A 24,700-nucleotide genomic window follows, 5' to 3' on the forward strand; every position below is an offset into this window, starting at 1 on the left:
ATAATAATATGATTTTACAACGCTTTAAAATTGTTTTTGCTGGTGGTATGGGCGCGGGTAAAACAGAGGCAATTCGATCACTCTCAGAGATTCCTGTACTGCAAACAGAGGCTTTCAACACAGATGCACAGCGCCATACCAAATTAGAAACCACCGTTGGTATTGATTATGGTGAAATCACGCTTGATGAAAACCTGACCATTGGGCTATATGGTACACCAGGGCAAAGCCGCTTCGACTTTATTTGGTCTACCATTACTAAAGGTGCTATTGGTGCTGTAATTTTGATTGACCATCATTCAGACAACCCTATTCAAGAATTAGAAAGCTATCTGGAAACCTTTCAAAACTTTACCGACAATATTGCGATCGGCATTACACATACCGATCTTCTTTCTGAGTCAACCAAATCAACCACTATCTATAAAGACTGGTTATTACAAAATGATCTCTTTTCTCCACTCTTCTCTATCGATGCAAGGAAGAAAGATGACGTTTTGTTATTATTAGAAGCGCTCATTACATCCATTGAGATCAACTCAAATATTGCCAATTAACCCTTAACGAGGTTCTATATGTTTACTTTAGCGCAAAGCCGCACAGCACCAAAAGAGTTAATTGATTTTGCAAAGAGTGAGATTCAAGATGTTCTCATGAATGTCCGCAGTGTCAATTATGTCATGCTGTGTAGCACAGATGGCTTCGAGTTAGCCCATGTTTATAAGAGAGATGGGTATAACAGCACTAAACTTGCAGCAGTTAGTAGCTCAATCTTAGCTATGGTTGCAGCCTTTATGAATGAAATTCATCTCGAAGGTTGTCAATCAATTACTTTAGATGCGGACAATGGTATGCCATTTTAACCTCGATCCCTTCTTCAAATCATCCAATGATTATCGTAACGCTGACTGAGAAAGATGTACTCTTAGGGCAGCTACTCTACACGTTAAAAAGTGCCAGCAACCGTATTATGCAATATTGATATCTCTAATAAAAATCTTTGTACACGACAAAAAAAGATAACTCATTGAAATAATGGCATAATACTTGTTTTCTAACGACGAATATGATGACACATTTCAATGAGTTACATCTCATCTTAAACAAATACCTAAAGTGGAACAAGTCACATGTAAAATGTTTTACACTGATTATTCTTGCATTAATTGTAAAACAGACATGTAATCTTTCTTCTGCATCTAAAGCCTTACCCATCAAGTGCTTACCACAATCATTTTATCGACGTATACAACGCTTCTTTGCAGATCAGTATTTCGATTATCGTCAAATTTCTCAGTTAATTTTCAATATATTTTCATTCGATAAAGTCCAATTAACTTTGGATAGAACCAACTGGAAATGGGGAAAACGAGATATCAATATCTTGATGCTAGCCATCGTCTATCGTGGAATAGCGATACCTATTGTTTGGACATTGCTCAATAAACGTGGAAATTCAGATACAAAAGAGCGTATTGCTTTGATTCAACGCTTTATCTCCATTTTTGGTAAAGATCGTATTGTGAATGTGTTCGCAGACAGAGAATTTATCGGTGAGAAATGGTTTACATGGTTAATTGAAAATGACATTAACTTCTGTATACGTGTTAAAAAAACTTTATTGTGACCAATCATTTAGCCAAGAATCATAAAATTAGTGATTTATTTCGTCATCTTCAAGTTGGTCAAACTGAATGTCGTAAACGACGTATTTGGGTTGGTCGAGTGAAACTGTATATTAGTGCGCTACGATTAGAAAATGGAGAACTTTTACTTGTTGTTTCTCCTATGTTTAATGCTTCTGCTATTCGTGATTATGCATTACGTTGGGAAATCGAAACCTTATTTAGTTGTCTCAAAGGACGTGGATTCAATCTTGAAAATACTCGTTTAACAGACCCTAGACGAGTCAAGAAATTGATAGCAGTGCTAGCGATCGGTTTCTGTTGGTGCTATTTAACAGGTGAATGGCAACATGATCGAAAAAAAGCGATAAAAATAAAGAAGCATGGACGACTTTCAGTAAGTTTATTTCGCTACGGTTTGGACTATGTTCAAATGGCTATTCTACGTTTGATTGGTTTTGGGAAAAAAGAGGAATTTAAGAAAGTGCTCGCAATTTTAAGAAAGAAAAAGCCTGATAGGACAAGGGCTCTATGAAATTTGTCGTGTACAGAGAATAAAAATATAAAAAAATTTAATTTTTATTAAGGACGAAGCCTATTAAATTTTAAAGGCTATGTTTTAACCAATCTTTTTATTTTTCAGCATTCCTCGCATAAAAAAATCCCCCTAACCGTTAAGTTAGGGGGATTTTGAATTAATGAGCTGGCGATGACTTACTCTCACATGGATAACTCCACACTACCATCAGCGCTAAGAGGTTTCACTTCTGAGTTCGGGAAGGGATCAGGTGGTTCACTCTTGCTATTGTCGCCAGCACAACTGTTTATGACTATTCGTTGGGTCTTATTTACACATTGTGTATGCCTAACTTTCATCAAATGAGTTATTAACAGGTATATTTGAGTTGGATATTTTATCTAGCTTTATAACTAAATCAAGTTGTTTGCAGTGATTTGAACCACAACACCAACTGTTTGGGTGTTGTATAGTCAAGCCTCACGAGCAATTAGTATTGGTCAGCTTCACATATCACTATGCTTCCACATCCAACCTATCAACGTCGTAGTCTTCAACGGCTCTTTAGAGGACATAAAGTCCTAGGGAAATCTTATCTTGAGGTAGGCTTCCCGCTTAGATGCTTTCAGCGGTTATCCCTTCCGAACATAGCTACCCGGCGATGCGACTGGCGTCACAACCGGTACACCAGAGGTTCGTCCACTCTGGTCCTCTCGTACTAGGAGCAGATCCTCTCAAATTTCCAACGCCCACGGTAGATAGGGACCGAACTGTCTCACGACGTTCTAAACCCAGCTCGCGTACCTCTTTAAATGGCGAACAGCCATACCCTTGGGACCTGCTTCAGCCCCAGGATGAGATGAGCCGACATCGAGGTGCCAAACACCGCCGTCGATATGAACTCTTGGGCGGTATCAGCCTGTTATCCCCAGAGTACCTTTTATCCGTTGAGCGATGGCCCTTCCATACAGAACCACCGGATCACTAAGACCTACTTTCGTACCTGCTCGACTTGTGGGTCTCGCAGTTAAGCGCGCTTTTGCCTTTATACTCTACGCGTGATTTCCGACCACGCTGAGCGCACCTTCGTACTCCTCCGTTACTCTTTAGGAGGAGACCGCCCCAGTCAAACTACCCACCAGACATGGTCCTCGTCCCGGATAACGGGACAGAGTTAGAACCTCAATATTACCAGGGTGGTATTTCAAGATTGGCTCCACCGAAACTAGCGTCTCGGTTTCAAAGCCTCCCACCTATCCTACACAAGTAAGATCAAAGTTCAATGTCAAGCTGCAGTAAAGGTTCACGGGGTCTTTCCGTCTAGCCGCGGGTACACCGCATCTTCACGGCGAATTCGATTTCACTGAGTCTCTGCTGGAGACAGCGCCCCCATCATTATGCCATTCGTGCAGGTCGGAACTTACCCGACAAGGAATTTCGCTACCTTAGGACCGTTATAGTTACGGCCGCCGTTTACTGGGGCTTCGATCAAGAGCTTCGCTTACGCTAACCCCATCAATTAACCTTCCAGCACCGGGCAGGCATCACACCCTATACGTCCACTTTCGTGTTTGCAGAGTGCTATGTTTTTAATAAACAGTTGCAGGGGCCTGGTTTCTGTGGCTGCCAATAGCTCAAGGAGTAAATCCTATCACCGTCGGCAGCGTACCTTCTCCCGAAGTTACGGTACCATTTTGCCTAGTTCCTTCAGCAGAGTTCTCTCAAGCGCTTTGGTCTACTCGACCTGACCACCTGTGTCGGTTTCGGGTACGATTCCTATGTAACTGAAGCTTAGAGACTTTTCCTGGAAGCATGGTATCAGCCACTTCACTGTACAAGTACAGCTTGCTATCAGTTCTCAGCATAGAGTACCCCGGATTTGCCTAAGATACATGCCTACAACCTTCCACCTGGACAACCAACGCCAGGCTGACTTAACCTTCTCCGTCCTCTCATCGCATTACATAGAAGTATTGGAATATTAACCAATTTCCCATCGACTACGCCTCTCGGCCTCGCCTTAGGGGTCGACTCACCCAGCCCCGATTAACGTTGGACTGGAACCCTTGGTCTTTCAGCGTGCGAGTTTTTCACTCGCATTGTCGTTACTCACGTCAGCATTCGCACTTCTGATACCTCCAGCATACTTCTCAATACACCTTCATCGGCTTACAGAACGCTCCCCTACCACTTGCAATAAATTGCAAATCCGCAGCTTCGGCATATAGTTTTAGCCCCGTTACATCTTCCGCGCAGGCCGACTCGACTAGTGAGCTATTACGCTTTCTTTAAAGGGTGGCTGCTTCTAAGCCAACCTCCTAGCTGTCTATGCCTTCCCACATCGTTTCCCACTTAACTATAATTTTGGGGCCTTAGCTGGCGGTCTGGATTGTTTTCCTCTTGACTACGGACGTTAGCACCCGCAGTCTGTCTCCCGGATAGTACTCATTGGTATTCGGAGTTTGCATCGGTTTGGTAAGTCGGGATGACCCCCTAGCCGAAACAGTGCTCTACCCCCAATGGTATTCGTCCGAGGCGCTACCTAAATAGCTTTCGGGGAGAACCAGCTATCACCGAGTTTGATTAGCCTTTCACCCCTATCCACAAGTCATCCCCTGGCTTTTCAACGACAGTGGGTTCGGTCCTCCAGTTAGTGTTACCCAACCTTCAACCTGCTCATGGATAGATCACCCGGTTTCGGGTCTACACCCAGCAACTAAACGCCCTATTAAGACTCGATTTCTCTACGGCTCCCCTATGCGGTTAACCTCGCTACTGAATGTAAGTCGCTGACCCATTATACAAAAGGTACGCAGTCACCGAACAAGTCGGCTCCCACTGCTTGTATGCATGCGGTTTCAGGATCTATTTCACTCCCCTCACAGGGGTTCTTTTCGCCTTTCCCTCACGGTACTGGTTCACTATCGGTCAGTCAGGAGTATTTAGCCTTGGAGGATGGTCCCCCCATATTCAGACAAGGTTTCACGTGCCCCGCCCTACTCGACATCATCATATCAGCCCTTTCGTGTACAGGACTATCACCCACTATGGTTGCACTTCCCAGAGCATTCCACTAAAACTGATATGACTTAATGGGCTTTTCCCCGTTCGCTCGCCGCTACTGAGGGAATCTCAATTGATTTCTTTTCCTAAGGGTACTGAGATGTTTCACTTCCCCTCGTTCGCCTCGTATGACTATGTATTCATCATACGATACCTGCCTTATGACAGGTGGGTTTCCCCATTCAGAAATCTCCGGATCACAGGATATTTGCCGCCTCCCCGGAGCTTATCGCAGGCTATTACGTCTTTCATCGCCTCTGACTGCCAAGGCATCCACCACATGCACTTAATTACTTGACTATACAACCCCAAACAGTCGTTAATCCCTACAAGTAGGATTAAGACAGTCTATGATGATTTCTCATCACTTCCTTACAGTTTGTTGTTCTGTGTACTTAAACACTGTACAGCTTCAATTCAATTCACATACCAAAACGCTTGATTCAGTTAATTTCGCTAGTAACTCATTTCTTTAATCTTCATCATCCAGTAATAAATCACTGTTAATGTCGATCTTAAAAACGAGTATGAACAAATTATTTCAACTCAAATATATTCTGTTAATGATTTTTCCAGCCTTCGTCAGGTCAGGAAACTGTGATAAATCACAGAAGTTAATAAGTTATCTACTTACTAATTTCTGTAATCCAACTTCTTAGATTAAGCTTCGTTCCATGTGTGCCTGCGCACAGCATAGCTGTTTGCTTAAATTCTCGGACAAAGCGCTGCTTTGTTTTTCCTCGAATTTGGTGGAGACTAGGAGAGTCGAACTCCTGACCTCCTGCGTGCAAAGCAGGCGCTCTACCAACTAAGCTAAGTCCCCAGCTTATCAATAAGTCAATGTCTCTGTTTTTCTGTATTCAGCATTTAATAATGCTTGTTAGTCAGATTTGGTGGGTCTGACAAGACTTGAACTTGTGACCCCACGCTTATCAAGCGTGTGCTCTAACCAACTGAGCTACAGACCCTCAGATACATCGTCATGAAGAACAACTTGTTGTGGATTCTTACCAATCGTCAATCTTTCGTTAAGGAGGTGATCCAGCCGCAGGTTCCCCTACGGCTACCTTGTTACGACTTCACCCCAGTCATCGGCCACACCGTGGTAAGCGTCCTCCTTGCGGTTAGACTACCTACTTCTGGTGCAACAAATTCCCATGGTGTGACGGGCGGTGTGTACAAGGCCCGGGAACGTATTCACCGCGGCATTCTGATCCGCGATTACTAGCGATTCCGACTTCATGGAGTCGAGTTGCAGACTCCAATCCGGACTACGATCGGCTTTTTGAGATTAGCATCCTATCGCTAGGTAGCAACCCTTTGTACCGACCATTGTAGCACGTGTGTAGCCCTGGTCGTAAGGGCCATGATGACTTGACGTCGTCCCCGCCTTCCTCCAGTTTGTCACTGGCAGTATCCTTAAAGTTCCCGGCTTAACCCGCTGGCAAATAAGGAAAAGGGTTGCGCTCGTTGCGGGACTTAACCCAACATCTCACGACACGAGCTGACGACAGCCATGCAGCACCTGTATGTAAGTTCCCGAAGGCACCAATCCATCTCTGGAAAGTTCTTACTATGTCAAGACCAGGTAAGGTTCTTCGCGTTGCATCGAATTAAACCACATGCTCCACCGCTTGTGCGGGCCCCCGTCAATTCATTTGAGTTTTAGTCTTGCGACCGTACTCCCCAGGCGGTCTACTTATCGCGTTAGCTGCGCCACTAAAGCCTCAAAGGCCCCAACGGCTAGTAGACATCGTTTACGGCATGGACTACCAGGGTATCTAATCCTGTTTGCTCCCCATGCTTTCGTACCTCAGCGTCAGTATTAGGCCAGATGGCTGCCTTCGCCATCGGTATTCCTCCAGATCTCTACGCATTTCACCGCTACACCTGGAATTCTACCATCCTCTCCCATACTCTAGCTTCCCAGTATCGAATGCAATTCCTAAGTTAAGCTCAGGGATTTCACATCCGACTTAAAAAGCCGCCTACGCACGCTTTACGCCCAGTAAATCCGATTAACGCTCGCACCCTCTGTATTACCGCGGCTGCTGGCACAGAGTTAGCCGGTGCTTATTCTGCGAGTAACGTCCACTATCCTAGAGTATTAATCCAAGTAGCCTCCTCCTCGCTTAAAGTGCTTTACAACCAAAAGGCCTTCTTCACACACGCGGCATGGCTGGATCAGGCTTGCGCCCATTGTCCAATATTCCCCACTGCTGCCTCCCGTAGGAGTCTGGGCCGTGTCTCAGTCCCAGTGTGGCGGATCATCCTCTCAGACCCGCTACAGATCGTCGCCTTGGTAGGCCTTTACCCCACCAACTAGCTAATCTGACTTAGGCTCATCTATTAGCGCAAGGTCCGAAGATCCCCTGCTTTCCCCCGTAGGGCGTATGCGGTATTAGCATTCCTTTCGGAATGTTGTCCCCCACTAATAGGCAGATTCCTAAGCATTACTCACCCGTCCGCCGCTAGCTCAGTTACCGAAGCAACCTCGCCCGCTCGACTTGCATGTGTTAAGCCTGCCGCCAGCGTTCAATCTGAGCCATGATCAAACTCTTCAGTTAAAAATCATTAGTAGCTTATGGCTACAAATCTTGGCTCATCAATTTTCTGACAAATATTTCTCAAATAAACTTCGAGTAATTTTTACCTTCAATCAATGAAATATTTTCGATCGATCAATCAGTAAAAATCCACACAAGTTGTTCTTCATAATCTCTTAATGATCTTCTTACTGATTCGTCATCAGCAAGCTAGGTCGGCTATACTACTCTCTTTCAAGAAGAAGTCAACAGGTTTTGTTAATTATTTTTAAACTTATTCAAGACTTTCAGATTCTACTACTTGGGCTAAACCCTTGTTTCTCAACAAGTTTTAATCAACATCACCGCCGATGGATGTGCATTCTACAGCATTTCACACCCCTTGCAACACCTTTTTCTATTATTTTATTTCAAGCGAATATTTTTTGGTCAAAAATGTGATTTTTGTCGATTATTAAAGCAATTTTAACCATCACTGTTTATTTTTCGTTAAAATAAGCTCACTTTCGCTGCCAAGCAAAATGAATAATGACAGCTTTTAAATACAAAATTTATTTAACCCTCTTGTCCTGTTTAATGATTTCTCAGGTACAGGCACAACCACAACTAAATCTCCCGGCAACCACATTGACGATTTTGAGCTATGTACGTTGGAATACTCCCAATCCCATTTCTTTATGCATTTTAAATAACAACCAATTATCCAATCAGTTCATTCAAGTCAATCAGCAACTCAAGAGTGCATATCAAATTCAAGCGGTCAGTTTGTCTGAATTGAATAAGGTTATGTGCAATGCTGTTTTTTTCTCAACCTACACACCACGTGAAGAGCAAAATATTATAAATAACCTAAAAGATGCTCCTCTGACGTTCAGCTCCAACAATACCGAATGCGAATTAGGTAGCGCATTTTGCTTATATCAAAACAAAACGCGAACTTCCTTTAAGGTAAACTTGGCCAGCCTGTCCCAATCCGAAGCACGTGTAGATCCACGTGTTTTATTATTAGCAAAATCTACGGAGCCTTAAGTCAATGTTTCGTAAAAGCTCTAATACTTCCCTACAAAAAATTTTTAGTCAGTCTCAATTGCTGATTTTTGCTCTTACTCTTGGAATTTGTAGTTTAATTTTCGTGGTGATTTCCATCTACACCATGAATACCTATGCCAAACAAAGCCTCAATATTTTTAGCGCAACCTTAAGCGAGCAAATTCAACCTGCTGTCATTTTCAATGATCGTATTACGCTACAGCAAACTCTGAACAATCATATTCAGCAATATCCAATTCGCGCTATTCAAGTTATCAACCTACAAGGGAAACCACTGGCCGAAGCATACAAACCTACACCTGTGTTTGCATGGATGGAAAATCTGTTTGATAAGGTCTTCTTTAAACACCCTGTGACACGCACCATCAAACATCAAAATAACCAGTACGGGACATTGATCATTTACGGAAGTGCTACTCAACTCATGAGCTTTTTCTTTCAGCTCTTGATTTGTCTCTCCGCTGGGATTTTTATCATCCTGTTGATTATGTTGTGGTTGGTACATTCAACCCATCAAAAACTGATGCACTCGATTCAACCCATGGTCAATACCGTTGAAAGCCTTAATTTTGATACTCAATATCAAGCACGTCTTCCATCATCCCCCATTTATGAATTTCGCGTCATCAGTGGTGCATTTAATAATTTATTAGATAAAGTGCAGCGTACCAATGAAAAACTACAAAGCGAAAACTCTCAGTTATCACATCAAGCGTTGCATGATCAGTTAACTGAACTCCCGAATCGTCATTATTTTTACAATATTTTGTTCAATCAATTTGAGCACCCTGAGAAAAACCAGACAGCTCTCTTTTTTATCGACAACAATAACTTTAAAAACATTAATGATGTTTATGGGCACTTAGCAGGTGATGCCGTACTCAAAGAAATGGCTCAACGCTTAAAAAAGAATGTCAGAAGCCACGATGTGGTTGCTCGTTTAGGTGGTGATGAGTTTGCAATTCTGCTCCGTAATATCAAACACTATGATCATTTAGAACTAATTTGCGAGCATTTAATCGAATACAGTAAAGCACCATTATCTTTTGATCAACATCAGATTCATTTTAGTTTCAGCATTGGCGTTGCTTTCTCAAAATGTGCAACAACGCCTGAAGATTTGATTGCTGAAGCAGACAATGCAATGTATAAAGCCAAAAACTTAGCTCAAGGGTGGTACATCACACCTTGCCTAAATCCTGATCAGGAATCCTCATGTTAAAACATCTTTGTAAATTTATACTTATCGCAGGTCTTATCACTGCTTTATCTGGCTGCCTGAGTTTAGGGCATCTCAACTATAAACAAGCACGTATGCTGAAAAAACAAGGCTTCACCTTGACTGAAGAAGGCTGGACGCTGAGACTGCCTGAAAAATTATTGTTCGGCTTTGACCAATCCGATATTCAAGCCTCTCAAAAACCTGCACTCGAAGCACTTTCTAAACAGTTGCAGCAGTATAATTTGAATAAAATTAAAGTGGTTGGACATACAGATAATATTGGTGACCCAAGCTACAACCAAATACTCTCGGAGAAACGCGCATCAACAGTTAGCCAGATTTTTATCGAAACAGGGTTTAAAACTCAAAATATTCAGAGCATGGGTCGCGGTGCATCACAACCTCTGGTAGAAAATAGCAGCGAGGAAAATCGAGCGCTGAATCGTCGTGTAAATATTATTATTCCTTAAGCATCTCTATTTTATGTTTTATCTTTAGCCTTCGTCACGAAGGCTTTTTTATGTACTTTACTAAATTTCAGGCATAAAAAAACCGCTTAACGCGGTATCTTTATCTCGACCATTTCAACAAATGGTCGGAGCAGTAGGATTCGAACCTACGACCCCCTGGTCCCAAACCAGGTGCACTACCAGGCTGTGCTATGCTCCGATTTCAACTTTTTTAAAGTTGGGGTGAATGACGGGATTCGAACCCGCGACAACTGGAATCACAATCCAGGGCTCTACCAACTGAGCTACATCCACCATAACGTGTCGGTTCTTAATACCAAGCCACCTAATGGCGCGCCTGACAGGATTCGAACCTGTGACCATCCGCTTAGAAGGCGGATGCTCTATCCAACTGAGCTACAGGCGCATGACCAATAATACGAGGTATTATGGATAACCTTGCCTTGAAGAATTGGTCGGAGCAGTAGGATTCGAACCTACGACCCCCTGGTCCCAAACCAGGTGCACTACCAGGCTGTGCTATGCTCCGATTCATCTCAGCTTTTGTATCGAACATCTCGTTCGGTACGGTGTGCATTCTAGGCGTGACGCTTGATAACGTCAACACCTATATTTAAAAAAAATAAAAAAATCACGTCAAATGTATATTAATCAAGCGTTTCAGGCATTTTTTATACAAATTTTAACGTTTTAGCGATGCACTGAAATCCAACATGCGATCTAAAGGTAATTTCGCACGCTCAGCAAGTACCGGGTCTACAAATATTTCCTGATCGCCACGCTGTAATACCTCTAAAATACCATCCAGCTCATTCATTGCCATCCATGGACAGTGTGCACAAGAACGACAGGTTGCACCCTCTCCGGCTGTTGGTGCTTCAACCAAAATTTTGTTGGGCACCGCTTGTTGCATTTTGTAGAAAATACCCCGATCAGTTGCCACAATCAGTCGTTCATTGGGTAAGGTTTGCGCAGCTTTGATTAGCTGTGAAGTACTTCCAACAGCATCAGCAACATCCACCACCGACTCAGGTGACTCAGGATGTACCAGCACCGCAGCATCAGGATAAAGCGCCTTCATTTGCGCAATGCCACGTGCACGGAATTCTTCATGCACAATACAAGCACCATCCCAAAGCAACATGTCTGCGCCTGTTTTCTTTTGGATATAACGACCTAAATGCTGATCGGGCGCCCAAATAATCTTTTCACCTAAACTGTCTAGATGCTCAATAATTTCGACCGCACAACTTGAGGTCACCACCCAATCAGCACGGGCTTTAACGGCTGCTGAAGTGTTGGCATAGACCACTACTGTATGGTCTGGATGGGCATCACAAAACTGACTAAATTCTTCAACAGGACAACCCAAATCTAAAGAACATGTGGCCTCTAAAGTGGGCATCAGAATGGTTTTATTCGGTGATAAAATTTTTGATGTTTCCCCCATAAATTTAACGCCCGCCACCACCAAGGTCGATGCTGGATGATCACGACCAAAGCGGGCCATTTCCAATGAATCAGAAACACATCCGCCACTTAACTCGGCCAATTCCTGCACTTCAGGATCGCAATAGTAGTGCGCTACCAATACCGCATTGCGCTTTTTCAACTCGTCCAAGATTAAAGCAAATTTTTCTTGCTTCACTTCTTCACTGAGCTTTGAGTCTTTGGTTTCACCCAAACGGTCCAAATGCGCCTGCACAATTGATTTTGCGTCATTGGCAATTAAATTGGTCGCATTGTTCATCATTCATTCATCCCTTCATGCTTGTCGGCAAGCAAGTCCCGCACTTAATTTATTGGCCAAATGGCTTCTCGGCTTTTGACCAATCATTCAAAAGTTCTTATGCTAAAAAAGCCTCCAAAGGAGGCTTTTTTACACTTGTGAAGATTAAGAGCGATAATCCGCATTAATCTTCACATAGTCATAAGATAAGTCACAGGTATACACTGTGTCTTTCGCTGCCCCGCGTCCTAGATCTACACGAATGGTCATTTCAGCTTGTGACATTACACGAGCACCTTCTGCTTCAGTGTAGTCGGCAGCTGCGCCACCATCCTTACAGATTTGCACATCATCTAACCAAACTTGGATTTTTTCAACATCTAAATTTTTAACCCCAGCATAACCAATCGCTGCCAAGATACGTCCCCAGTTCGGATCTGACGCAAAAATCGCAGTTTTAACCAAAGGTGAATGCGCAATACTATAAGCAATATCACAGCATTCTTGCGTGTCATACCCACCTTCAACAGCAACCGTAATAAACTTGGTTGCACCTTCACCATCACGCACAATCAGTTGTGCAAGACGTTTCATCATACGCGTGAGTACATCTAGCACTACGGTATAGCGTGCATCTTGGGTTGAGCTAATTTCAGCACCACCCGCTTGACCCGTAGCCGCAAAGATACAGGAGTCATTGGTTGAAGTATCACCGTCAATGGTAATTCGGTTGAACGAAACATTAACCGTTTCGCTCAACAGTTGCTGAACCAACTCACGGCTGATAGGTGCATCGGTTGCAACATAGCCCAACATCGTTGCCATGTTGGGACGAATCATGCCTGCACCCTTAGAAATACCCGTCATGGTATACGTGATGCCATCCAATTCGAATTGCTCAGATGCGCCTTTCGGTGTGGTGTCTGTGGTCATAATCCCAGTAGCAGCATCACCCCAAGCATCAGCACGCAAACTATTTAATGCAGGCTGTAATCCATTTAACAAACGCTCCAACGGCAATTGTTCACCAATCACCCCTGTTGAAAACGGTAACACTTCCGTTGCTTGCACACTGGTAAGCTCAGCCAATTTTGCACAAGTACGCTCAGCATTCAGCATGCCTGTTTTGCCTGTACCTGCATTGGCATTACCAGTGTTAATAATGAGGTAGCGCGGATTCGCCACTTGTAAGTGCGCTTTTGACACATGCACGGGCGCTGCACAGAATGCATTTTGAGTGAAAACACCCGCAACATTCGTTCCTTCAGCAAATTCGAAAATGACAAGATCACGTCGGTTCTGATAGCGCACATAAACTTCAGCCGTTCCGATTCTTACCCCTTTCACCACGTGCATTTGTGGCATTGATACGTCACCTACTGGCATTTTAAACGTCCAATTCATTTGTTAGAAAAAACACAGCTTATTAGAATTTTCAGAAAAAATCGAGCAGAAGACTTTGTTTGCTTTAACTTTTCAATGCACACTCATTTTTGACATAAAAAAACCAATCCGAAGATTGGTTTTATGCAGTAGCATTTGATTAATTTGAAGCAAGCTGTGCTGAGCTAGACAAAAGCGCTTGTTTAGCATTTTCTTGACTTACAGGAGAAAGCGCTGGGTTTGAAGCCACAATACGGTTCACCGTTGCTGCATTTACAGGAGCAATAGCAGCCGTTTGCAGAACCACTGGGCGTTGATTTGGATTGGCAAAGGTATAACGAATCCCTGTACGCGGACTTTGTACCGTAATATTGCCATTGGCTTGTGCCGCAGGTGCTGTGGTTGCACCGCGTGCTTGTTGAACTTTAGCTGCGGTAGTGGTATCTGCAAATGCAAAAGTTGGAAGCGCTAAAGCTACAATCATGATTGGTTTTAATACTTTTTTCATTGTCTTTCCACTTTAGAGGTTTAGATGATGAGCAACTAAATAGCATTTAATGCCTAACACTGCAAATGCTATTCACATTATGCAACGCTTTAGCTGTAATCAGAATCGTATTTGGATTGATCTTAACGTCAATTTTTCAGTCATACCAATAAAAAGCAGAACTGAAGTTCTGCTTTTTCACTCGTTCACAGTTTAGATTTTACCGTGACACTGTTTGTATTTTAAGCCTGAACCACATGGGCAAGGCGCGTTACGACTCGCAGGTGCCGCAAACTCTTCTACAGGCTCGTACTGTGCATCTACTTCTGCGAATTGGCTTTGATCATCGGCCAACAAACCATCAAAGTCTGCATGCGACAAGTTCAATTGCATCGCTTCAGCTTGAGCTTGCTTTTGAGCTTCCATTTCAGCCAGCTCTTCAGCCGTTGGTACATGTACGCGAGATAAGTCAGTCACAACATCTGATTTAATAATCGCCAACATATTTACAAATAAGTTATACGCTTCTTTTTTGTATTCTTGCTCAGGATTTTTCTGTGCATAACCACGTAAGTGAATGCCTTGACGTAAATAATCCATCGCTGCCAAGTGATCTTTCCAGTGGCGATCCAACGAGTTCAACATGAAGTGACGCTCCAGCATAACTGCTGTTTCATCGCCCATTTGCTCACGGCGGCTACGGTAGCGCTGTACCACTTCATCAGTAATACGCTCAACCAAAGACTCTTCATCTAAACGACGGTCATCTTCCAACCATTGGTTGATTGGCAAATCAATCGCAAGGTCTTCACGTAACGCTTTTTCAAGCCCATCAATATCCCATTGGTCATGAATTGACTCAGGTGGGATATAGTTAGAAATCACGCCTTTCATCACATCACGTTGCATCTCTTCGATGTAATCTTGTAATGTGCTTTCAGCCAAAACTTCATCACGTTGCGAGTAAATAATTTTACGCTGTTCGTTGTTGACGTCATCGTATTTCAATAAGTTCTTACGAATATCGAAGTTACGTGCTTCAACTTTACGCTGCGCATTTTCAATCGAACGTGACACCATTTTATGCTCAATGGCTTCGTCTTCTTGTAAGCCCATCGCACGCATCATGCCCACAACACGATCACCTGCAAAGATACGCATTAAGTCATCTTCAAGTGACAAGTAGAAACGTGACACACCAGGGTCACCCTGACGACCTGCACGACCACGAAGCTGGTTATCAATACGACGTGATTCGTGACGCTCAGAACCAATGATGTGTAAGCCACCAGAACTTAATACCATTTCATGGTTTTGTTCCCATTCGGCTTTTAAACGCGCTTCATCTTCATGGGTTGGGTTTTCAATTTTTGCCAGTAAAGCTTTCCAGTTACCACCGAGCAGAATGTCTGTACCACGACCAGCCATGTTGGTTGCAATGGTTACTGCTCGCGGTGCACCCGCTTGCGCAATAATATCCGCTTCACGTTCGTGTTGTTTCGCGTTCAACACTTCATGCTGAATACCAGCATCACGCAATTTATCCGAGAGAATCTCAGAGGCTTCAATGGTTGCTGTACCAATTAAAATTGGTGCTACACCAGACTCATGCACGCGTTGAATTTCTTGAATAATCGCGTTGTATTTACCATTACGATTTAAATAAATTAAATCGTTTTGATCAAGACGAACCATTGGACGGTGTGTCGGAATGATGACTACATCTAGACCATAAATTTCTTTCATTTCCGCAGCTTCAGTATCGGCAGTACCGGTCATACCCGAAAGCTTTTTGTATAGGCGGAAATAGTTCTGGAAGGTTGTAGTTGCGAGCGTTTGGTTTTCTGGCTGGATTTCTAAGCCTTCTTTTGCTTCAACTGCTTGGTGTAAACCTTCTGACCAGCGACGACCTGGCATGGTACGCCCTGTGTTTTCATCGACAATAATCACTTCACCATCATTGATGATGTAATGCACATTGCGTTGATACAAGTAATGCGCACGAATGGCAGCAGTAACATGATGAACTAGATTTAGGTTGGTCGATGAATACAGGCTTTCACCTTCAGCCAACAAGCCCATTTCAATCAGTTCATTTTCAACCGTTTCGAAACCAATTTCTGTCATTTCAACAGAACGTTGTTTTTCATCAATCCAGAAATGACCACCATCCGCCACTTTTTCTTCTTTCTGTGCATGCAGCTTGGGCGGAATACTGTTGATTGCGGCATACAACTGTGAAGAATCATCACTTTGCCCTGAAATAATCAAAGGCGTACGCGCTTCATCAATTAAGATCGAATCGACTTCATCGATGATGGCATAGATCAAACCACGTTGTTTTTTCTCAGCAAGCGAGAACACCATGTTGTCACGTAGATAGTCAAAGCCAAATTCGTTGTTGGTACCGTAGGTAATATCGGCACGATAGGCTTCAGCTTTCTCTGTTGGATCTTGCATGGAATAGATAATCCCGATGCTTAAACCCAAGAATTCAAAGAGCGGACGGTTTAATTCTGCATCACGCTGTGCCAAGTAGTCATTCACGGTAATGACGTGAACACCTTGAGCACTAATCGCGTTTAAATAACACGCCAAGGTACCCATCAGGGTTTTACCTTCACCTGTACGCATCTCTGCAATTTTACCTTCGTGTAAGGTAATACCACCGATCAACTGTACATCGTAATGACGCATGCCCATTACACGCTTAGCTGCTTCACGGCAGACGGCAAATGCTTCCGGGAGTAATTTATCGAGGCTTTCGCCCTTGTTATAACGTTGTTTAAATTCTTCAGTTTTTGCAGATAAGTCTGCATCGCCAAGAGCGGATATCGTCGGCTCGAGCGCATTAATCTTGTCTACGATTTTACGCATGCGTTTGAGTTCGCGCTCATTTTTGGTACCGAAGATTCCTCCGATCAGACTTGCCAACATGAATAGACTCTCTAAATCTTGCTTGTCAAATGAATATGTTTTCTTAGTCGTTATTATGGTGCTAGAAATTTGAAGTACAAGGGCTTTACACAAAACCATTTAAAAAATCTATTCATTGTTTCTAGCCCGTCGAATCTAAGGCAAACTAATGTAACAAATTTTAAACAGCCGACATAGAGATTTCATCCGAACTCATCAGGATTCACGGTCTTTTTTAAAGTAGCGACTTTAATTGTTTGCAGTTGTTCAAGGTTTTGCTTTCAAGTGCATGATTTTGCCGCAGCGAGGCTTTCACCCCGTTGTTGGACTGATTTGGATTCATGCTCTGTAAGAAACCCAAGAGTTGTTCATCATTGACTCGCATTGCGGTAAGAATTGGAACAAGCTGTACACAAGCAACTTGATAAATATTATTCGCATTCTGACCTTGAGCTAACTCTCGCTCGAGAGCCTGTGAAAGGTTAGCTTTACGCTGTTTGAGGCTTTTTTGAGATGCTAGATATTGATCTGTAATTTGTTGTGGCGTTTGACTAGCAGTACTGACTTGGGCTTGTTTCAATTGCCCACCATTCTGCGCATGGGTTACTTCCAGTCCCCATAACACTAAAGTCAGGGCTATCCCTATTTTTTTCATTGTTCTAATACTCAAGTTTTTTATACTTTGTGGAATTACGTTAAAAAACAACTATAAATCAATCATGAAAAGAATTATAGCCAATCATAAACCGATCGTATGTGCGATCAATCCTATATAGTTACACACTTTAGAGCAGAAATAATTTCGTTTAAATACCGTTACCAAATATGCAAATAAGCGGTCTCTAGAGCAACAATGAGGTCATCTTTGGCATACCCAAATACATAACAGCTATCCGACCTATTATGAATATTTTGTATAAATAAATAATAAAACACTATTTTTCATGCATAAGAAATTGCGCCATAGTGATGTTCATTCCATAGACATAAAGATAATTTGAGGTTCAACATGAGTTTACGTTTAGGCGATATCGCACCCAATTTCCAACAGGCTTCGAGCGAAGGCGAAATCGATTTTTATCAATTTTTAGGCGATAGCTGGGGGGTACTTTTTTCACATCCTGCTGACTACACACCAGTATGTACGACCGAGCTTGGCTTTACTGCAAAACTCAAAGATGAATTTGAAAAACGTGGAGTAAAAGCCATTGCCCTCTCGGTCGATGATGTCGAATCGCATCAGGGTTGGATTAAAGACATCAATGAAACCCAAAATACCACGGTGAACTTCCCGATCATTGCCGACCAAGACCGTAAAGTGTCTGAGTTATATGGTTTTATCCATCCCAATGCCAGTGAAACATTAACGGTTCGCTCTTTAGTGATTATCGATCCAAACAAAAAAGTCCGTTTGATTATCACTTATCCTGCATCAACAGGTCGTAATTTCCATGAAATCTTACGCGTGATTGACTCACTGCAACTGACCGATCACCACAAAGTTGCAACTCCTGCGAACTGGCAACAAGGCGAAGATGTGGTGATTGTGCCGTCACTCAAAGATGAAGCTGAAATCGCACAGCGCTTTCCGAAAGGTTATAAAGCAGTTACCCCGTATTTACGCCTGACTCCACAGCCTGAGCAAAGATAAAATATTCTGCTGTGGCAGCAGACAAGTGAAGCCCGAGGTTTTGACCGAGCAGCTCCATTGAAAACAAAAATTGGGTACCGAACTCCAAGCAATCTAAAAGAGGAACCTAAACAATAAAAATACGCTCTGAGTCACCTTGTATGATCGTTTCAAACTCCAATGACGAGCCGGGTTTGAACTTTTGAAAGCCTGTCAATCGACAGGCTTTTTTCCGCTTAAAGCAGATACACATGACTCTTTAACAAAATCAAACTGTTAAAACTCACATCTTCCGCTATAACAGTCAAAACAATACGATAAAAATGACTTTATGATTTATAACATTCACCATTTACATTGTGGCACCATGTGTCCAGTGTGTGCCCCACTCTTTGGTCAAAAAGGTTTTCAAGCCAAGGTTGTGTGCCATTGTCTTTTGGTTGAAACAGATCAAGGGCTGGTGCTGATTGATACGGGCTTAGGCATACAAGACTATCTACACACCAAGCAGCGCTTGGGGCAGTTGGTGGCTCGAATTGGAAAAATTGAACAAAACTTAAAATTAACCGCCATTGCACAAATCCAAAAACTTGGCTTTAGCCCAAAGGATGTCAAACACATTTTGGTTTCACATCTGGATTTTGACCATGCAGGGGGTATTTCCGACTTTCCCAATGCAACAGTACATATCCTGTCTAACGAATATAATGCGGCACAAAACCTGAAGTCATTTAAAAATAAAGCCCGTTATAAAACACAACAATTTCAGCAGCATCGCCATTGGCACTTTATTGAGCCAATTCACGGTGACGCATGGTTTAATTTGACTCAAGTGCAAGGATTTGACTTATTTCATAATGAGATTCTTTTGATTCCGCTATTTGGGCATACTGAAGGTCACTGTGGCATTGCCATTAAAACCCAGCAGGGTTGGAAACTCTTCTGCGGGGATGCCTACTACTCCCACCTTGAACTCAACCCTCAAAATAAACTTCGCAGCTTAAATGCCTTGGAAGTATTTTTTGCCGAAGATAATGCGCAACGTTTAAGCAACCTGCATAAAATTCAACAATTGGCGCAGTCGGAACCACGTATCGAAATCTTTTGCGCACATGATCCTGTTGAACTTTCACACCATCAGAGCCTGATTCTATGACCAAATATCTTGTTATGCTTTCTCTGTGTCTCAGTGTTTCTGGCTGTATGACTACGCCTGCGCTGCCCGATGCAGAGCGTCCACAACACTGGGGACAGTCCATCCAACCTGCGCATAATTTCTATCAAATCAGTGAAACCGTTTTTCGTAGTGAGCAACCCGATCAAGATTTAGTTCAGAGTTTAAAAGCACAGAAAATTGATGTGATTATTAACTTACGCTCACGCAATCAAGACCTGAAAAAACTGTCCAACCAAGGGTTTAAACTGGTGCATATCCCGATTCATACATGGGCGATTGACCGAGAAGATTTGTTAAAGGTGATGCAACAAATTCAACATGCAGAGCAAAACCAGCAAAAAGTTTTATTGCATTGCTACCATGGCTCAGACCGTACTGGTGCCAGTGTGGCCATGTATCGCATTATTTTCCAAAACTGGTCTACCGCTGATGCCTTGGCTGAGATGAAATATGGGGGTTATGGTTTTCATCCAATTTGGCAAAATATCGAACCGTTATTTAGCCCTGCAAATATAAAATGGATTCAACAGCAACTGTTGAATCCATCATAGTGAAGGCAAATGGGTTAACCCGATCTTAACGTTTGTCGAGTGGCACCCAGTCAATCACCCATGCGGACTTCATACCGAGGCTCGCATCTGAAGTAATCTTTTTGCGGGCTGCATCAGCAGTATCACGGTCTTTAGATGGCCCCACCATAATCCGTACGCCTTTAGAGGTTGGACTTTTAGTGACCTTATAGCCCTTAGCACGAAGTTTCGCCGCCAGTGCATCCGCATTGGCTTCATTGGCAGCCAATGCCACCTGTACCATCCACTGCTTATCGCCATGTTCAAGCAAATCACGCGCTTTCTCAGCTTCCGCCTTTTTCTTGGCTTCATCAGCTTTACGCTTTTCATCTGCCTTACGTTTGTCTTCCGCTTTTTTCTCAGCTTCTGCTTTACGTTCGGCTTCTTTTTTCGCTTCAGCCTTACGCTCGTCTTCTGCTTTACGTTTAGCCTCAGCTTCTCGCTTAGCTTTATCTTCAAGCGCTTGCTTTTCTGCTAAGGCTTTTTGCTCAGCCAGTTTTTTTGTAGCCGCTGCTTTTTCAGCTTCAGTACGCGCTTGCAGCTTTTGCTGTTCCAACTTCTTTACTTCAGCCGCTTTGTCCGCAGCAATTCGCTGTTGCTTGGCTTTTTCATCTTCAACCAATTCTGGTGGAATGTTGTCCGAGCTTTGCTGTGCAGCATTACGGTGCGCATTCAACGCGGCATATTCTTCCGCTGCTTTACGTGCAGCATCTGCTTCGGCTTGCTGTTGCATTGCTAAAAATTCGGCCGCACGAGCTTCTTGTTCAGCAACCGATTTTTCACGTGCTACACGTTGTTGTTCCAGTAAACGCTTTTCTGTTTCAACATCAACCGTTAACGGCTGAAGTTGAACCAACTCACCTTCGGCATTACGTTGCACATTTTGTGTCACAAGCTCTGGTGTTTTAATATTATTTTGATGTATTTCTTCTTTGCCTTTAAGCAGTAATGCCGCCAAAAGGACACCACCACCTAATAAAACAACGCCACCCATCCAACGTTGTTTGCTATTCATTGACATTCTTCCAAATACTCCCATACCGCTTCTAAGGTATGAAATGAACCACATACCAAAATCAGCTGATTATTCTTTGTTTCGTCGAGCGCTGATTTAAAAGCCAATTTCACACTGTCAAAGTGCTGCACATGTTGCCCTTGTAGCGCTTGATCCAATTGTTCAATTGGAGCTGCACGCAGGACAGTTAATGCCGCAATTTTCCACATTTGTATGGAATCTTTCAATAACTCTGTGACAGATTTCACATCTTTATCTGCCAACATCGAGAAAACACTGACTACTTCAGTGTACTGTTTATTGTATTTTAGGAAATTTCGCAATTGATTTAATAAAAAAGCAACACCATGCGGGTTATGCCCTGCATCAAAAATTACCGTTTTGTTCTGTATTTGGCGAATTTCAAAACGACCTTGCAATTTTGCATTTTGAATTCCTTCAGAAATAGCTGTTTGAGTAACCGTTAAACCACTCAATAAAACAGCAGCAACGGCTGTTGAAATATTTTCAACCGCGAGTGAACCCTGCGGTAATTTTAATGTTGTACCAGAGGATGCAAACATCCACGACCGATCATGTTCACTACGTTGATAAAAATAGTCACGATTCACTGCATATAATGTGGCAGCACAAGCATCCACTTTATCAAGAATCGCTTGAGGAATGTGTTGTAAACCGCCAAACACCACAGGAATATTGGGACGGATAATACCTGCCTTTTCAAAGGCAATCTTTTCAATGGTATCGCCCAACCAGTCAGTATGGTCTAAACCAATATTAGTAATCACCGCAACATCTGGCTCAATCACGTTGACCACATCTAAACGACCACCGAGCCCTACTTCAAGGACCCAAACATCACAGGCTTGGTCTTTAAAAATAACAAAAGCCGCGAGTGTGGTCGCCTCAAAAAACGAGAGGCTTAAATCACAATCACGGCGCGCTTGATCCACTTGCACAAAAGCATCAACCAAACTTTGGTCATCGACCTCTATACCACGCAATTTAACCCGTTCATTAAAACGGTAAATATGTGGTGACTGATACAATCCCACCTTATAGCCTTGCGCATTTAAAATGGCAGCCAGTGTGGTGGTGGTCGAACCTTTTCCATTGGTTCCCGCTACGGTTAAAACTTTGGCATCGGGACGCGTTACACCGAGCTTTTCAGCTACAGGAATTACGCGTTCCAATCCTAAATCAATCCCCGTAACGTGAACATGGCCCCAATAATCGAGCCATGTTTCTAAAGAGTCTGTTGCAAGTGGTGCTGTGTTCAAGACAAATTCATCAGTTTCGCGACAATACGATAAACTGTATCACGTAATGCGTGACGGTGAACAATTTGATCGATTACACCATGATCAAGCAAGTATTCAGCGCGCTGGAACGGCTCTTCTAGCTTTTCACGTACCGTTTGTTCGATCACGCGTTTACCTGCAAAACCAATCATCGCTTTCGGCTCTGCAATATGTACATCACCGAGCATCGCTAAAGATGCCGTTACACCGCCGTAAACAGGATGGGTCAACACCACCAAATAAGGCAGACCTGCATCTTTCATTTTTTGAATGGCCGCTGAAGTACGCGCCATTTGCATCAAAGACAACATGCCTTCTTGCATACGCGCACCGCCTGAAGCAGCAAAGCAAATCAAAGGTTGCTTGTCCGCAATGGCTTTTTCAGCCGCTTGCACAAAACGGTCACCAACAACCGTACCCATTGAACCACCCATGAAGTCGAATTCAAAGGCACAGGCAATCAAAGGAATACCTTTGAGTAAACCTTGCATCACCACCAAGGCTTCAGTTTCACCGGTTTTGGTCTGTGCTTCAGTCATACGCGCTGGATATGGCTTTGAGTCGACAAATTTCAACGGATCTTTGGCTTTAAATTCTTGCCCCAATTCTGTTTGCACTTGGTCAAAGAACCAATTCAAACGATCACGGGCTTTCATACGCAAATGTTCATCACACTGAGGGCAAACATAAGCGTTAAATGACATTGCAGTACGTGTAACAAGTGCATGGCACTCAGGGCATTCAATCGTTGGTTCTGTAAACGTCGCCTTGAGTGAGGTTTGCTCATCAGGTACTTGAATACCGGGTACACCACGTTCAGTCCATGGCGTCGATGGACTTAGGATTTTCCCTGATTTAACATCTTGACTCATACTAACTCATCGAGCGCTGCTCGAAGCTCCTTGACTTTATTAACCGTTTCAACCACGGCTTGTTCTGGTGCTAAGTTTGCAAATTGCTTAACAAAAGCACTACCAACAATCACAGCATCAGCCACTCCGCCCATTGCTTTGGCAGATGTCGCATCACTGATCCCAAAACCAACACCGACAGGAATATCTGTTTCTGCTTTAATTTTCGCAATTCGGTTTGCAGCTTCAGCAACGTCTAAAGTTGCTGCACCTGTGACCCCTTTTAAAGACACGTAATAGATGAAACCACTCGCCTGTTTCACCACATGTTTAATGCGTTCGTCCGTTGAGGTTGGCGCTAGTAAAAAGATTTGATCCATATCAAATTGCTTCAATACAACATCAAGCTCTGCTGCTTCTTCTGGCGGTAAGTCCACCAGTAGAATGCCATCGACACCACATGCATGCGCAGTCGATACAAACTTTTCATAACCAATGACTTCAACTGGATTCAGATAACCCATCAATACGACTGGGGTCTCTTGATCCTTTTGACGGAACTCTTTGACCATATTCAAAGCATCTAAGGTATTGGTGCCACCTGCCAATGCGCGTTCTGCAGCAAGGGCAATCACAGGACCATCTGCCATAGGGTCTGAAAATGGAAGACCGAGTTCAATCACATCGACACCCGCCTCGACCATCTGATGTAACAAAGGAACCGTTACCTGTGGATGAGGGTCACCAGCCATAACATAAGAAACCAAAGCTTTACGCTGTTGAGATTTAAGCTGTCCAAAACGAGTGGCTAAACGTGACATAGGGTTGTGCTTTCCTTAACTTGTTTAAAATTAAAACTACTGAGGAGTTGGCTTTGTAAAAATACAAGACGCTGCATTGTAACGCTATTTTTTACTCATTGAATAGAGCACATCGCGTTCACGTTCCAATTCATTTTTCGTCAAATATTTTCAGAACAACCGTAAAGCACCATTTACTGATATTTCGGTTTTTTTCTCAATGATCAAAGATGCCTAATTTTAGGAAATACCCAAATGTCTAAGTTTTAGATAAACTTATTTTTATTTAGAAAAAAATGATAAAAATAGGCGGTTTAGCTTTTACATTTAAAGTTTTATGAAATAGCAA

Annotated in this window: 17 protein-coding genes, 6 tRNA genes, 3 rRNA genes and 1 pseudogene; 9 read left to right on the plus strand and 18 right to left on the minus strand. The window is 43.0% G+C overall.

The genetic code is table 11. The features are described from left to right. The first annotated feature begins 8 nt into the window (after positions 1-8). The 3 genes and pseudogenes from HUK62_RS14800 (at position 9) to HUK62_RS14810 (ending at position 2,160) form a co-directional block, all read left to right on the plus strand. A complete protein-coding gene (locus tag HUK62_RS14800) occupies positions 9-557 on the plus strand; it encodes an ATP/GTP-binding protein (protein ID WP_176538242.1) in 549 nt (182 codons plus the stop codon). Between the two features lie 18 nt (positions 558-575). Then, positions 576-982: pseudogene (locus HUK62_RS14805) on the plus strand (roadblock/LC7 domain-containing protein). A gap of 87 nt (positions 983-1,069) precedes the next feature. Next, a protein-coding gene (locus tag HUK62_RS14810; RefSeq protein ID WP_122071878.1) for an IS4-like element ISAba33 family transposase occupies positions 1,070-2,160 on the plus strand; the annotation gives its coding sequence in 2 pieces (ribosomal slippage) (positions 1,070-1,610 and positions 1,610-2,160; 1,092 coding nt in all). 166 nt (positions 2,161-2,326) lie between these two features. Here HUK62_RS14810 and rrf read toward each other — a convergent pair. The 5 genes from rrf to HUK62_RS14835 all read right to left on the minus strand — a co-directional run bounded on the left by rrf (position 2,327) and on the right by HUK62_RS14835 (position 7,772). Continuing rightward, a 5S ribosomal RNA gene (gene rrf / locus HUK62_RS14815) occupies positions 2,327-2,441 on the minus strand. Between the two features lie 170 nt (positions 2,442-2,611). Next, positions 2,612-5,505, minus strand: a 23S ribosomal RNA gene (locus HUK62_RS14820). 447 nt (positions 5,506-5,952) lie between these two features. Further along, positions 5,953-6,028: transfer RNA gene (locus tag HUK62_RS14825), tRNA-Ala, on the minus strand. Between the two features lie 68 nt (positions 6,029-6,096). After that, a tRNA-Ile gene (locus HUK62_RS14830) sits at positions 6,097-6,173 on the minus strand. 61 nt (positions 6,174-6,234) lie between these two features. After that, positions 6,235-7,772 (minus strand): 16S ribosomal RNA (locus HUK62_RS14835). Together the 16S, 23S and 5S rRNA genes with 2 tRNA genes alongside form the textbook arrangement of a ribosomal RNA operon. A 507-nt stretch (positions 7,773-8,279) precedes the next feature. On the opposite strand from HUK62_RS14835, the gene HUK62_RS14840 reads away from it, so the two are divergent. From HUK62_RS14840 to HUK62_RS14850, 3 genes are read left to right on the plus strand one after another with little or no spacing between them, the layout of a single operon-like run. Next, complete coding sequence (locus tag HUK62_RS14840) at positions 8,280-8,780, plus strand: YfiR family protein (protein WP_168159422.1); 501 nt, start codon at positions 8,280-8,282, stop codon at positions 8,778-8,780. A 4-nt stretch (positions 8,781-8,784) separates the two neighbouring features. Further along, positions 8,785-10,023: a sensor domain-containing diguanylate cyclase gene (locus HUK62_RS14845; RefSeq protein WP_176538243.1), complete on the plus strand. Its 1,239-nt coding sequence runs from the start codon at positions 8,785-8,787 to the stop codon at positions 10,021-10,023. Beyond that, positions 10,017-10,493 (plus strand): OmpA family protein, encoded by a 477-nt coding sequence (locus tag HUK62_RS14850; protein ID WP_176538244.1) that lies wholly within the window; start codon positions 10,017-10,019, stop codon positions 10,491-10,493. The genes HUK62_RS14845 and HUK62_RS14850 overlap by 7 nt, the downstream gene beginning before the upstream one ends. A gap of 122 nt (positions 10,494-10,615) precedes the next feature. Here HUK62_RS14850 and HUK62_RS14855 read toward each other — a convergent pair. The 9 genes from HUK62_RS14855 to HUK62_RS14895 form a co-directional block, all read right to left on the minus strand. Then, positions 10,616-10,692: transfer RNA gene (locus tag HUK62_RS14855), tRNA-Pro, on the minus strand. Positions 10,693-10,711: 19 nt separating this feature from the next. Then, positions 10,712-10,787 (minus strand) — tRNA-His (locus tag HUK62_RS14860). A 35-nt stretch (positions 10,788-10,822) separates the two neighbouring features. Beyond that, a tRNA-Arg gene (locus HUK62_RS14865) sits at positions 10,823-10,899 on the minus strand. Between the two features lie 46 nt (positions 10,900-10,945). Then, positions 10,946-11,022: transfer RNA gene (locus HUK62_RS14870), tRNA-Pro, on the minus strand. A gap of 153 nt (positions 11,023-11,175) precedes the next feature. Then, the gene (nadA, locus tag HUK62_RS14875; protein ID WP_176538506.1) at positions 11,176-12,243 is read right to left on the minus strand and encodes a quinolinate synthase NadA; all 1,068 of its coding nucleotides are present in this window, start codon (positions 12,241-12,243) and stop codon (positions 11,176-11,178) included. Between the two features lie 144 nt (positions 12,244-12,387). Beyond that, the gene (gene argJ, locus HUK62_RS14880; protein ID WP_176538245.1) at positions 12,388-13,608 is read right to left on the minus strand and encodes a bifunctional glutamate N-acetyltransferase/amino-acid acetyltransferase ArgJ; all 1,221 of its coding nucleotides are present in this window, start codon (positions 13,606-13,608) and stop codon (positions 12,388-12,390) included. 157 nt (positions 13,609-13,765) lie between these two features. Further along, positions 13,766-14,113, minus strand: a complete 348-nt coding sequence (locus HUK62_RS14885; protein WP_004983653.1) for a hypothetical protein — start codon at positions 14,111-14,113, stop codon at positions 13,766-13,768. Positions 14,114-14,305: 192 nt separating this feature from the next. Then, entirely contained in the window at positions 14,306-17,029 is a 2,724-nt protein-coding gene (gene secA / locus HUK62_RS14890) for a preprotein translocase subunit SecA (RefSeq protein WP_176538246.1), read from the minus strand. 214 nt (positions 17,030-17,243) lie between these two features. Beyond that, entirely contained in the window at positions 17,244-17,663 is a 420-nt protein-coding gene (locus HUK62_RS14895) for a hypothetical protein (protein WP_176538247.1), read from the minus strand. Between the two features lie 354 nt (positions 17,664-18,017). Here HUK62_RS14895 and HUK62_RS14900 point away from each other — a divergent pair, with 354 nt between their 5' ends. The 3 genes from HUK62_RS14900 to HUK62_RS14910 all read left to right on the plus strand — a co-directional run bounded on the left by HUK62_RS14900 (position 18,018) and on the right by HUK62_RS14910 (position 20,366). Continuing rightward, positions 18,018-18,659: a peroxiredoxin gene (locus HUK62_RS14900; RefSeq protein ID WP_062031356.1), complete on the plus strand. Its 642-nt coding sequence runs from the start codon at positions 18,018-18,020 to the stop codon at positions 18,657-18,659. 310 nt (positions 18,660-18,969) lie between these two features. Then, complete coding sequence (locus HUK62_RS14905; RefSeq protein ID WP_176538248.1) at positions 18,970-19,794, plus strand: MBL fold metallo-hydrolase; 825 nt, start codon at positions 18,970-18,972, stop codon at positions 19,792-19,794. Further along, a complete protein-coding gene (locus HUK62_RS14910) occupies positions 19,791-20,366 on the plus strand; it encodes a dual specificity protein phosphatase family protein (RefSeq protein ID WP_176538249.1) in 576 nt (191 codons plus the stop codon). The genes HUK62_RS14905 and HUK62_RS14910 overlap by 4 nt, the downstream gene beginning before the upstream one ends. A gap of 25 nt (positions 20,367-20,391) precedes the next feature. On the opposite strand, the gene HUK62_RS14915 is transcribed toward HUK62_RS14910, so the two are convergent. From HUK62_RS14915 to trpA, 4 genes are read right to left on the minus strand one after another with little or no spacing between them, the layout of a single operon-like run. Beyond that, complete coding sequence (locus HUK62_RS14915) at positions 20,392-21,399, minus strand: SPOR domain-containing protein (protein WP_176538250.1); 1,008 nt, start codon at positions 21,397-21,399, stop codon at positions 20,392-20,394. Further along, complete coding sequence (folC, locus tag HUK62_RS14920) at positions 21,396-22,679, minus strand: bifunctional tetrahydrofolate synthase/dihydrofolate synthase (protein ID WP_176538251.1); 1,284 nt, start codon at positions 22,677-22,679, stop codon at positions 21,396-21,398. The genes HUK62_RS14915 and folC overlap by 4 nt, the downstream gene beginning before the upstream one ends. Beyond that, positions 22,676-23,572: an acetyl-CoA carboxylase, carboxyltransferase subunit beta gene (gene accD / locus HUK62_RS14925; protein ID WP_058870258.1), complete on the minus strand. Its 897-nt coding sequence runs from the start codon at positions 23,570-23,572 to the stop codon at positions 22,676-22,678. The genes folC and accD overlap by 4 nt, the downstream gene beginning before the upstream one ends. Then, positions 23,569-24,372, minus strand: coding sequence for a tryptophan synthase subunit alpha (trpA, locus tag HUK62_RS14930; RefSeq protein ID WP_005401958.1), 804 nt, complete (start codon positions 24,370-24,372; stop codon positions 23,569-23,571). The genes accD and trpA overlap by 4 nt, the downstream gene beginning before the upstream one ends. Positions 24,373-24,700 lie beyond the last annotated feature (328 nt).

Origin of the sequence: Acinetobacter sp. NEB 394 (genome assembly GCF_013374795.1) — a bacterium.
GTDB classification, from domain to species: domain Bacteria; phylum Pseudomonadota; class Gammaproteobacteria; order Pseudomonadales; family Moraxellaceae; genus Acinetobacter; species Acinetobacter johnsonii.